Annotated in this window: 13 protein-coding genes; 8 read left to right on the forward strand and 5 right to left on the reverse strand. The window is 68.2% G+C overall.

The window, feature by feature from the left end:
- Positions 1-117: 117 nt before the first annotated feature.
- Positions 118-438, reverse strand: a complete 321-nt coding sequence (locus tag ACR2JA_RS01185; protein ID WP_434007317.1) for a BufA1 family periplasmic bufferin-type metallophore — start codon at positions 436-438, stop codon at positions 118-120.
- Positions 439-572: 134 nt separating this feature from the next.
- A complete protein-coding gene (locus tag ACR2JA_RS01190; RefSeq protein WP_434007318.1) occupies positions 573-1,100 on the reverse strand; it encodes a TlpA family protein disulfide reductase in 528 nt (175 codons plus the stop codon).
- A gap of 74 nt (positions 1,101-1,174) precedes the next feature.
- Here ACR2JA_RS01190 and ACR2JA_RS01195 point away from each other — a divergent pair, with 74 nt between their 5' ends.
- From ACR2JA_RS01195 to msrA, 3 genes are all read left to right on the forward strand, one after another.
- Positions 1,175-1,759: a sigma-70 family RNA polymerase sigma factor gene (locus ACR2JA_RS01195; protein ID WP_434007319.1), complete on the forward strand. Its 585-nt coding sequence runs from the start codon at positions 1,175-1,177 to the stop codon at positions 1,757-1,759.
- A complete protein-coding gene (locus tag ACR2JA_RS01200) occupies positions 1,756-1,974 on the forward strand; it encodes a zf-HC2 domain-containing protein (protein ID WP_434007320.1) in 219 nt (72 codons plus the stop codon). The genes ACR2JA_RS01195 and ACR2JA_RS01200 overlap by 4 nt, the downstream gene beginning before the upstream one ends.
- A 98-nt stretch (positions 1,975-2,072) precedes the next feature.
- On the forward strand, positions 2,073-2,687 hold the full coding sequence (gene msrA, locus ACR2JA_RS01205) for a peptide-methionine (S)-S-oxide reductase MsrA (RefSeq protein ID WP_434007321.1): 615 nt from the start codon (positions 2,073-2,075) through the stop codon (positions 2,685-2,687).
- Positions 2,688-2,694: 7 nt separating this feature from the next.
- Here the strand turns inward: msrA and ftsY are convergent, their stop codons facing one another.
- Positions 2,695-3,858, reverse strand: a complete 1,164-nt coding sequence (ftsY, locus tag ACR2JA_RS01210) for a signal recognition particle-docking protein FtsY (RefSeq protein WP_434007322.1) — start codon at positions 3,856-3,858, stop codon at positions 2,695-2,697.
- A gap of 29 nt (positions 3,859-3,887) precedes the next feature.
- Here ftsY and ACR2JA_RS01215 point away from each other — a divergent pair, with 29 nt between their 5' ends.
- The 5 genes from ACR2JA_RS01215 to ACR2JA_RS01235 all read left to right on the forward strand — a co-directional run bounded on the left by ACR2JA_RS01215 (position 3,888) and on the right by ACR2JA_RS01235 (position 8,281).
- Positions 3,888-5,306 carry a M16 family metallopeptidase gene (locus ACR2JA_RS01215; protein WP_434007323.1) on the forward strand — a complete coding sequence of 473 codons (1,419 nt, stop codon included), beginning with the start codon at positions 3,888-3,890 and terminating at the stop codon, positions 5,304-5,306.
- A gap of 16 nt (positions 5,307-5,322) precedes the next feature.
- Complete coding sequence (locus ACR2JA_RS01220; RefSeq protein WP_434007324.1) at positions 5,323-6,642, forward strand: M16 family metallopeptidase; 1,320 nt, start codon at positions 5,323-5,325, stop codon at positions 6,640-6,642.
- A gap of 161 nt (positions 6,643-6,803) precedes the next feature.
- A complete protein-coding gene (gene rsmD, locus ACR2JA_RS01225) occupies positions 6,804-7,415 on the forward strand; it encodes a 16S rRNA (guanine(966)-N(2))-methyltransferase RsmD (RefSeq protein ID WP_434007325.1) in 612 nt (203 codons plus the stop codon).
- Positions 7,416-7,467: 52 nt separating this feature from the next.
- A complete protein-coding gene (gene coaD / locus ACR2JA_RS01230; RefSeq protein ID WP_434007326.1) occupies positions 7,468-7,971 on the forward strand; it encodes a pantetheine-phosphate adenylyltransferase in 504 nt (167 codons plus the stop codon).
- A 10-nt stretch (positions 7,972-7,981) separates the two neighbouring features.
- On the forward strand, positions 7,982-8,281 hold the full coding sequence (locus tag ACR2JA_RS01235) for a YfhL family 4Fe-4S dicluster ferredoxin (RefSeq protein ID WP_434007327.1): 300 nt from the start codon (positions 7,982-7,984) through the stop codon (positions 8,279-8,281).
- Here ACR2JA_RS01235 and pth read toward each other — a convergent pair.
- Both pth and ACR2JA_RS01245 read right to left on the reverse strand, forming a co-directional pair.
- On the reverse strand, positions 8,230-8,892 hold the full coding sequence (gene pth / locus ACR2JA_RS01240; RefSeq protein ID WP_434007328.1) for an aminoacyl-tRNA hydrolase: 663 nt from the start codon (positions 8,890-8,892) through the stop codon (positions 8,230-8,232). The two genes, ACR2JA_RS01235 and pth, sit on opposite strands and share 52 nt — an antisense overlap.
- 74 nt (positions 8,893-8,966) lie before the next feature.
- A partial coding sequence (locus ACR2JA_RS01245) for a 50S ribosomal protein L25/general stress protein Ctc (protein WP_434007329.1) occupies positions 8,967-9,542 on the reverse strand: 576 nt, incomplete at its 5' end.

Below are 9,542 nucleotides of genomic sequence, written 5' to 3' on the forward strand. Positions count from 1 at the left end.
CAGCAGCGCCGCGTAATTGGTGTGCCGCCAGCCAATGCCCATGGCGGTCAGGCGAGCCGGAAGGGACGGTGCAGGCATCGCGGGCGGGCAAGTTGGGTTGATGGACGCTGGAGTCGATCAGCTCTTCTTCTGCATGTCGTCCTTTTTCATCATGTCGTCTTTCTTCATCATGCCGCCCTTGGCTTCGTCCATGCTCATGCCGTTCATGGTCTTGCAGGTGCCGGCGGCCACGTACTTCCATTCGCCCTTGTCGTTGTCCACCTTGGCCTGACCGGCGCAGGAATGGGTGCCCGCGAGGTTGGCGCAATCGTTCTGACCGGCCTTGGCGATGCCGAAGCACTTCTCTTTGGCGGCGTTCTGCGCCATGGCGGGCGAGGACAGCAGGGCGAGCGACATCAGCGAGGTGGCGGCGGCGGTGATCATGGTGCGTTGGTTCATGGTGTGACTCCTGAGGGGTTGAGGGGGAAGGTCAACCGGGTGGCGCCGTTCAAGCGTTGGACCGGTTGAGGTTCAGTCGCGGTGTACCCAAGCTTCTTACATCGGACGCCAAAAAAAGTTGGCAGGCCCGGCGTTCAGAGCAGCTCGGCGATGCGGTCCCAGGCCTCGGGCGGGATGCGCCCGCTGTAGCGCTCCACCAGGCGGCCCTGCTTGTCGATCAGGCAGGCGCTGGGCAGGTGCTCGGGGCGGCCCATGCTGTCGATGAAACCGGGGGCACCGGCCCACAGCGATGTGAACTGCTGCGGCACGGGCACCGTTTGCCGGACCAGGGTTTCGTAGCGGGCGAAGTCTTGTGCCCGCGCGTCCATGTTGACGCCCAGCAGCGTGAACGGCTGGCCCTGCCAGCCCGTGAGGTTGGCGCGCAGCTCGCGCATCTTGTCGCGGCAGACCGCGCAGCCGGTGGACCAGTACAGCACCAGCACGACCCGCCCGCGCAGCCCCGCGAGCTGCAGGCGCTGACCGTCCGGTGTCGTGCCCTCAAGGGTGGGCGCCAGTTCGGCGTTGGCGTTTGCCGCCATCAACGGCCCCGATGCGCTGGCGGCCAGCAGCGCCAAGGCCTGCCGGCGTGTGAAAGAGGCCTGGGGTGCGTGCGGATGCGTCATAGGGTTTCTCCGGTGAGAACCTTTGGTCGACTTTTTTCTCCACTCCTTACACTGGCGCCCACTTGCGAACCAACATGACCTCAAACTCCCCCACCGATTTCGAGCAGCAGCTGGCGGCCCAGCGCAGCTACCTCATGCGCTTTGCGCGACTGCAACTGCGCAACGACGCCTGGGCCGAGGATGTGGTGTCCGAAACCGTGCTGGCCGCGCTGGCCAAACCGCAGGCCTTCGAAGCGCGCTCGCAGCTCAAGACCTGGCTGGTGGGCATCCTCAAACACAAGATCGTGGACCTGCTGCGCCAGCGCGGCCGCGAGGTGGCGCTGGACAGCGGCTCGGACGACGACAACGCCGACCCGCTGGAGCACATGGCGTTCAAGGTCGACGGTCACTTCGCCGAAAGGCCGGCCGACTGGGGCAACCCCGAGCAGGACCTGAAAAGCCGTCAGTTCATGGCGATCCTGGAGGCCTGCACCGACAAGCTGCCCGCGGTGCAGGGCCGCCTGTTCCTCATGCGCGAGTGGCTGGAGCTGTCCAGCGACGAGATCTGTAAGGAGCTGGCGCTGACACCGACCAACCTCTACGTCCAGCTGCACCGCGCCCGCTTGCGCCTGCGCGAATGCCTGGACATGAACTGGTTTCAACAGCCCCGGACCCGATGAAAGCCCACTACCCGCTGCGCCGCACCTGCAAGGAAGTCACCGCCCTGGTGATCGCCCGGGAAGACCGCGCGCTCCCGCTGACCGAACGCCTGGCCCTGCGCCTGCACATGACCATGTGCCAGGCCTGCCCCACCTTCGAACGGCAGGTGCTGACCATGCGCAACGCCCTCAAACAGTGGCGCCACTATGGGGCGGACGGCCCAGGGGACGATTGATCCCGAGGCGTCGGTTGGCAGGGCGTTGATCGCCAGCGCCGGCGCGGGGTACCCGATCGCGCACTGGCATCTTTTTTTCCTCACTTGAGAGGTGTCCCATGTCGTTCAAGCTTGTCTGCCGGACCCTGTTGTCTTGTGGCGTATCCGGTGTGGCGCTGGTCGCGCTGGTTCAGCCCGCCCACGCCCAGCCGGCCAAAGCCACGGCGGTGTTTGCCGGTGGCTGTTTCTGGTGCATCGAAAAAGACTTCGAGCAGCTGCCCGGCGTGATCGAGGTGGTGTCGGGCTACACCGCGGGCCAGACGGCCCAGCCCACTTACGAGCAGGTCAGCCGGGGCGGCACCGGGCACGCCGAGGCGGTGCGGGTGGTCTACGACCCCGCCCGGCTCACCTACGCACAGCTGGTGGACTATTTCTGGCGCCACATCGACCCGACGGTCAAAGACCGGCAGTTCTGCGACGTGGGCAGCCAGTACCGCAGTGGCATCTACTGGCAGAACGAGGCGGAGAAAAAGGTGGTCGAAGCCAGCCGCGAAGCGCTGCTCAAAAGCGGGCGGTTCCCCGCCATCCACACCGAACTGGCCGCGGCCAGCACCTTCTGGCCGGCCGAGGACTACCACCAGGACTATTACAAGAAGAACCCGGTGCGCTACACCTACTACCGGGCCGGCTGCGGGCGCGACCTGCGGGTCGAGCAGCTCTGGGGCAAGCGCTGAACCGGCCTCAGTTCAGCAGGGCCTGGGCGAACTCTTTCGCGTCGAAGGTTTCCAGGTCTTCGAGCTTTTCACCGACACCGATGAAGTAGATCGGCACCGGCCGCTCGCGGGCGATCGCGCAGACCACGCCACCCTTGGCCGTGCCGTCGAGCTTGGTGATGACCAGGCCGGTGAGGCCCAGCGCTTCGTCGAAGGCCTTGACCTGCATCAGCGCGTTCTGGCCGGTGTTGCCGTCGATGACCAGCAGCACTTCGTGCGGCGGAACCGATGCCCCCACGCTTCCCGCTTCGCGCGGTGCGCTGCCCCCCGAGGGGGCTGTTCCCCCTTGGGGCGGCCCGGCAGGGGAACGTTCACTGTCGTTTCCGGCCTTGGCAATCGTACGCTTGATCTTCTTCAGCTCTTCCATCAGGTGCAGCTGGGTCGGCAGGCGGCCGGCGGTGTCGACCAGCACCACGTCCTTGCCGCGCGCCTTGCCGGCGCTCACGGCGTCGTAGCTCACCGCGGCCGGATCGCCGCCTTCCTGCGTGATGATTTCCACCGTGTTGCGATCGGCCCAGACGGCCAGTTGCTCGCGCGCCGCCGCGCGGAAGGTGTCGGCCGCGGCCAGCAACACGCTGGCACCTTCGTTGGCCAGGTGGCGCGTGAGCTTGCCGATGGACGTGGTCTTGCCCGCGCCGTTGACGCCCGCGACCATGATCACCGTAGGCTTGTGCTCGCCGATCACCAGCGGTTTCTGCAGCGGCGCCAGCAGCTCGGCAATGGCCTCGGCCAGCAGTCCCTTGACGGCCGCGGGGTCGGTGGCCTTGCGGTCCTTGACGCGCTTCTTCAGGTCCGTCAGCAGGTGCTCGGTGGCCTTGACGCCGGTGTCGGCCATCAGCAGCGCGGTCTCCAGCTCTTCGTACAGCGCGTCGTCGATTTGCGTGCCGGTGAAGACGGTGGCGATGCTGGAGCCGGTCTTGCGCAGGCCGGCCTTGAGTTTGTCCAGCCAGCCCTTGCGCTCGGGCGCCGGGGCGGGTGCCGGTACCGGTGCGGCGGGCAGCGGCGCCGGCGTTGGCGCGGCGGCAGAAGCGGGCGCAGCGACTGGCACGGGCGCCGCAGTGGCCGGTGCTGGGGCCGCGCTGGGCTCGGCAGGAGGAGGGGCGGGGGGTTTCTTGCGGAAGAACGAGAACATTTTGGAATCTCTTGTATCTTCCCCATTCTATGAAACGCCCCTTTCACGCTGGTGTCGCGCGCTGGTGCATGGCCTTGCTGCTGGTGGTGAGCGCCACGGCCGCCACAGCCTCCGCCCCCGGCCCGCAACGCTTCACCCTGTCCAATGGCATGACGCTGATCGTGCAGCCCGACCGCCGCGCCCCCACGGTGGCCCACATGCTGTGGGTGCGGGTGGGCGCCATGGACGAGGTGGACGGCGCCAGCGGCGTGGCCCATGTGCTGGAACACATGATGTTCAAGGGCACGCCCGACCTGAAGCCGGGCGAGTTCTCGCGCCGCGTGGCGGCCCTGGGCGGGCGCGAAAACGCCTTCACCAGCCGCGACGCCACCGCCTACCACCAGCAGCTGGCCAGCCAGCACCTGGAAGCGGTGATGCGACTCGAAGCCGACCGCTTCGCCCGCAACCAGTGGAGCGACGAGGAGTTCCGCAAGGAGCTGGAAGTGGTCAAGGAAGAACGTCGCCAGCGCACCGAAGAGTCGCCCCGCGCGCGCTTCTTCGAAAGCTTCACCGCCACCGTGTTCCAGACCAGTCCGTACCGCCGCCCTGTCATCGGCTGGATGAGCGACCTCGATGCGCTCACGCCGCAAGACGCGCGTGACTTCTATCGCCGCTGGTACGTGCCGGCCAACGCCGCGGTGGTGATCGCCGGTGATGTGGACGTGGCGCGCGTGCGCACCCTGGCCGAATCTATCTACGGCCGCATCCCGGCGCATGCCGTGCCCGAGCGCAAGCCGCGCGACGAGGTGGCGCCGCAGGGGCCGCGCCGCATCGAGTTCCGCGCCGCCACCGAGCAGGCCCTGGTGGCGCTGGCCTGGCACATGCCCAAGCTGGCCGCGCCCGATGCGCAGGACGCCGGCAGCCAGGACGCGCTGGCCCTGACGGTGCTGTCCGCCGTGCTCGACGGCTACGGCGTGAGCCGGCTGGACCGCGCCCTGGTGCAAGGCAGCACCGGGTCGCGCCTGGCCGACAGCGCGGGCGCTTCGTTCGGCCTGACCGGGCGCGGGCCGCAGTTGTTCACCCTCACTGCTGTGCCCGCCGCGGGCGTGGCGCCCGAGCAGGTGATCACCGCGCTCAAGGCCGAGGTGGCGCGCATCGCGCGCGAGGGCATCAGCGCCGCCGAACTGCAGCGCGTGAAAACGCAGTGGACCGCCAGCGAAACCTACAAGCTCGACTCGGTCTTCAACCAGGCCCAGGAGCTGGGCAGCCACTGGGTCAACGGCTGGGGCGTGGACGCCAGCCCGCAGCTGATGGCCCGCCTGCAGGCGGTGACGGCCGAGCAGGTGCAGTCGGTCGCGCAGCGCCTGTTCGGCGACGACCACCTGACCACCGGCGTGCTGGTCCCCGATCCGACCCGCCCGCGCACCGCGGCACCCGCCGGCCCGCGCCCGGCGCTCTCGCGCCACTGAACACAAGCCCATGCCCATGTTGCAAAAAGCCCTCGCGCTGCTGGCGCTGGTGATCGTGCCCGGGTGGGCGCAGGCCGCCATCCCGATCCAGCACTGGACGCACGCCAGCGGCGCGCGCGTGTACCTGGTCGAGAGCCCGTCCATCCCCATGCTGGACGTGCAGATCGACGTGGACGGCGGCAGCCGCCGTGACCCGGCCGCGCAGGTCGGGCTGGCCAGCGTCACCGCCGACCTGCTGACCGCCGGCGTGGCCGCACAAGGTACCGCGCCAGCACTCGACGAAAACCAGCTGGCCGAGGCCTGGGCCGACCTGGGCGCCAGCTTCGGCGCCAGCGCCAGCGGCGAGCGTTTCAGCCTGTCGCTGCGCAGCCTGACCCAGCCCGATCTGCTGCAGCGCGCGGTGGCCCTGGCCGCGCGCCAGCTGGCCGCACCCGCCTGGCCCGACGCGGTCTGGCAGCGCGACCGCGCACGCATGGTGGCCGCCTGGCAGGAGGCACAAACCCGCCCGGCCACGCACGCCGGCCGCGCCTTTGCACAGGCCGTGTACGGCGACCACCCCTACGGCCGCGAAGCCACCCCACCAACCTGGGCGGCCATCGACACCGCCGCTATGCAGGCCTTCTACCGCCGCCACGTGGCCGCCTGCCGCACCCAGGTGGTGCTGGTGGGCGCCGTCGACCGCGCCGGTGCCGAGCGCATCGTTGGCCAGTTCATGGCGGCCATCGCGCCGCATGGGTGCGAGGCGTTGCCGGTCGTGCCCGACGTGCCGAAGCTGACCGCGGCGGTCGAGAAGCGCATCCCGTTTGACGCGGCACAGGCCCAGGTGCTGGTGGGCCAGCCCGGCATGGCCCGCAACGACCCGGACTTCTTTCCCCTGTTCGTGGGCAACTACATCCTGGGCGGCGGCGGCTTCGTCTCGCGTCTGACGACCGAGGTGCGCGAAAAGCGTGGGCTCAGCTACAGCGTCTACAGCTACTTCGCGCCGGGTCTGCAGGCCGGCGCCTTCCAGCTCGGGCTGACCACCCGACCCGATCAGGCCGACCAGGCGCTGGCCGTGGCGCGCGAGGTGGTGCAGCGCTTCGTGGCCGACGGCCCGACCGAGGCCGAGCTGCAGGCAGCCAAGGACTTCCTGGTCAACGGCTTCGCCTTGCGGATCGACAGCAACCGCAAGCTGCTGGACAACGTGGCCAACATCGCCTGGTACGGTCTGCCGCTGGATTACCTGGACGGCTGGACCGGGCAGGTGCAGCGCGTGGGCACAGCAGACATTCGCCGAGCTTTCCAGCGCGTGCTGCAACCCGAGCGCATGGTCACGTTGGTGCTCGGAGCGCGCTGAGAAGGTGTGACCCACGCGTTCACACCTTCCATCGTGTCATCTTCGCGTGGGCCTGGCCGCGGTACAGTCCACGCCATGAAGATTTGTGCCCCCTCAAGCCCCGCCGCTGTGCGGGTCGCTGCCCCCCAGGGGGTGTTTTTCATCTTGGGAGCGGCCCTGCGATGAAAAAGCCCGCCATCGCCCGCCGCCCGACCGTGAACGCCCCGCAGGAGGTGCGCATCATTGGCGGCCAGTGGAAGCGCACGCCGCTGCCGGTAGCGGCCTTGCCGGGCCTGCGCCCCACACCCGCTCGCGTGCGCGAGACCCTGTTCAACTGGCTGGGCCAGGACCTGACGGGCCTGCGCTGTGTGGACGCCTTTGCGGGCACCGGCGCCCTGGGGCTGGAGGCTGCGTCGCGCGGCGCGGCCGAGGTGCTGCTGGTGGAGAACGACGGCGCCCTGGTCAAGACCCTGACCACGCTGAAAACCCGCCTCAAGGCCGATGCCGTGCGGGTGGAACGTGGCGACGGCGTGGCCGCGCTGCAGCAACGGCGCGGGCAGGGTCTGGACGTGGTGTTTCTCGACCCGCCGTTTGGCAACGACGGCAACCCGGCCCTGTTCAACGCCGCGCTGCTGGCCGCGCGCCAGGCCCTGGGCGACCAGGGCCTGATCTACCTCGAAGCCCCACGCGCCTGGACCGGCGACGAACTGGCCCAGCTCGGCCTGCAATTGCACCGCCAGGGCAAGGCCGGGGTGGTGCATTTCCACCTGCTGCAGCCCCTGCCGCCGCAGTGACATGTGCACCGGCGGCGCGGCCGCCCACGGGCCTTGGCCGATAATCCCGGTCATGCCCGCACCCGCCACCTTCGCCCGCCGCATCGCCGTCTACAGCGGCACCTTCGACCCGCTGACGCTCGGTCACGAGGACGTGGTGCGCCGCGCCGCCGGTCTGTTCGACGAGTTGATCCTGGCGGTGGCCATCGCCCACCACAAGAAGACGCGCTTTTCGCTGCAGGAGCGCATGACCATGGCCGCCGAGGCGCTGGACGGCCTGCCGGTGCGCGTGCTGCCCTTTGACGGGCTCATCATGGACTTCTGCCGCCAGCAAGGCGCCTGCGCCGTGGTGCGCGGCATCCGCAACCTGACCGATTTCGACTACGAAGCCCAGATGGCGGCCATGAACCGCAAGCTGCTCCCGTCGGTGGAAACCGTGTTCCTGCTGCCGCAGGCCGAGCTGCAGTGCATCTCCAGCACCCTGGTGCGCGAAATCGCCACGCTCGGCGGCGACGTGTCGCAGATGGTCAGCCCGGGTGTGGCTGACCGCCTGAAGCCGCAGCCCCTGCAAGCTTGAGGACGGCACCATGGCCCTGATGATCACCGCCGAGTGCATCAACTGCGACGTCTGCGAACCCGAGTGCCCGAACCAGGCCATCTCGATGGGCGAGGACTTCTACCAGATCGACCCGAACCGCTGCACCGAATGCGTGGGCCATTTCGACGAACCGCAGAGCGTGCAGGTCTGCCCGGTGGAGTGCATTCCGGTCGACCCGGCGCACACCGAAAACCACGAGACGCTGTGGCAGAAATACCAGCGCTTGCAGGCGGCCGGTCAGTCGCTCGCTTCGCCCGGCCCGGTGCTGTTGCCACCTTCCGGCGCCTGAGCGGGCGGGGCCACCGGCTTCGGTGGCTTGGGTCGGGGCGGCTTGCTGGTGTGGATCAGGGCCGTGGCCTTGTCCATCTCGCCCGCGATCAGCTGCGGCAGCGCCTTCAGGGCTCGGTCCAGCGCCTGCGCGATGGCGATGCGGTCGTCCGGTGAGGGCTTCTTGAGCACCCAGGTCGCCACCTCGTTCTTGTTGCCCGGGTGGCCGATGCCGATGCGCAGCCGCCAGTAATCGGGGCTGCCCAGCTGGGCGTGGATGTCGCGCAGGCCGTTGTGGCCCGCATGCCCGCCACCTTTCTTGAGCTTCGCCTCGCCGGGCGGCAGGTCCAGCTCGTCGTGCACCACCAGCACCTCTTCGGGGGTGATCTTGAAGAACCGCGCCAGTGACGCGACCGATTTGCCCGAGAGGTTCATGAAGGTCTGGGGCTCGACCAGCCAGACGCTTTGCCCGCCCACATTGGCACGCGCCACCAGACCGAAGTGGCCGCGCTCCATCTGCAGCGAGGTTTTCAGGAGGCGTGCCGCCTCGTCCACAAACCAGAAGCCGGCGTTGTGGCGGGTCTGTTCGTATTCAGGGCCGGGGTTGCCCAGGCCGGCAATCAGCTTGATCATGGTCGGCATTATCAAAGACGTTCACGCAAGAAAAAGGCCCGCGTGAGCGGGCCTTTTTTCAGGAAGCACAAGAATTACTTCTTGCCCTTGCCCTTCTTCTTGTCGTCGGCAGCGGCCACGACGGGAGCGGCCACCACTTCTTCCACCGGCTCGACCACGGTGGCGATGGTGATGTTCTTGCGACCGTGGGTCACGATCTTCACGCCGGCGGGCAGCTGGATGTCGCCGGTGTGGAGGGTCGCGCCCTTTTCAACAGCGCTCAGGTTCACTTCAATGAACTCGGGCAGCTGCATGGCCAGGCATTCGATCTCGATTTCGGTCACGACGTGGTTGATCACGCAATGGTCGTTCTTGACGGCCGGCGAGTTCTCGGCGCCCACGAAGTGCAGAGGAACCTTCTTGTGCAGGCGGGTCTTTTCGTCCACGCGCTGGAAGTCCACGTGCAGGACCATGGGCTTGTAGGGGTGGTACTGCACATCGCGCAGCAGCACTTTTTCAACCTTGCCGTTCACTTCCATGTCGAGGATGGAGGCGTGGAAGGCTTCCTTCTTCAGGGCGTGCCACAGAGCGTTGTGATCGAGTTCGCTCGTGGCGGCGGGGGCGCTGCCACCAAAACCGATACCGGGCGCGCGACCGGTGATGCGCAGACG

The sequence above is a fragment of the Hydrogenophaga sp. genome, from assembly GCF_051007235.1.
Classification (GTDB): Bacteria; Pseudomonadota; Gammaproteobacteria; order Burkholderiales; family Burkholderiaceae_C; genus Hydrogenophaga.

Coding starts and splice junctions, on each gene's coding strand:
- ACR2JA_RS01195 (WP_434007319.1), top strand. CDS start 1,175: ATGACCTCAAACTCCCCCACCGATTTCGAGCAGCAGCTGGCGGCCCAG.
- ACR2JA_RS01185 (WP_434007317.1), bottom strand. CDS start 438: ATGAACCAACGCACCATGATCACCGCCGCCGCCACCTCGCTGATGTCG.
- msrA (WP_434007321.1), top strand. CDS start 2,073: ATGTCGTTCAAGCTTGTCTGCCGGACCCTGTTGTCTTGTGGCGTATCC.
- ACR2JA_RS01235 (WP_434007327.1), top strand. CDS start 7,982: ATGGCCCTGATGATCACCGCCGAGTGCATCAACTGCGACGTCTGCGAA.
- ACR2JA_RS01200 (WP_434007320.1), top strand. CDS start 1,756: ATGAAAGCCCACTACCCGCTGCGCCGCACCTGCAAGGAAGTCACCGCC.
- ACR2JA_RS01190 (WP_434007318.1), bottom strand. CDS start 1,100: ATGACGCATCCGCACGCACCCCAGGCCTCTTTCACACGCCGGCAGGCC.
- coaD (WP_434007326.1), top strand. CDS start 7,468: ATGCCCGCACCCGCCACCTTCGCCCGCCGCATCGCCGTCTACAGCGGC.
- ACR2JA_RS01220 (WP_434007324.1), top strand. CDS start 5,323: ATGTTGCAAAAAGCCCTCGCGCTGCTGGCGCTGGTGATCGTGCCCGGG.
- ACR2JA_RS01215 (WP_434007323.1), top strand. CDS start 3,888: ATGAAACGCCCCTTTCACGCTGGTGTCGCGCGCTGGTGCATGGCCTTG.
- pth (WP_434007328.1), bottom strand. CDS start 8,892: ATGATCAAGCTGATTGCCGGCCTGGGCAACCCCGGCCCTGAATACGAA.
- rsmD (WP_434007325.1), top strand. CDS start 6,804: ATGAAAAAGCCCGCCATCGCCCGCCGCCCGACCGTGAACGCCCCGCAG.
- ftsY (WP_434007322.1), bottom strand. CDS start 3,858: ATGTTCTCGTTCTTCCGCAAGAAACCCCCCGCCCCTCCTCCTGCCGAG.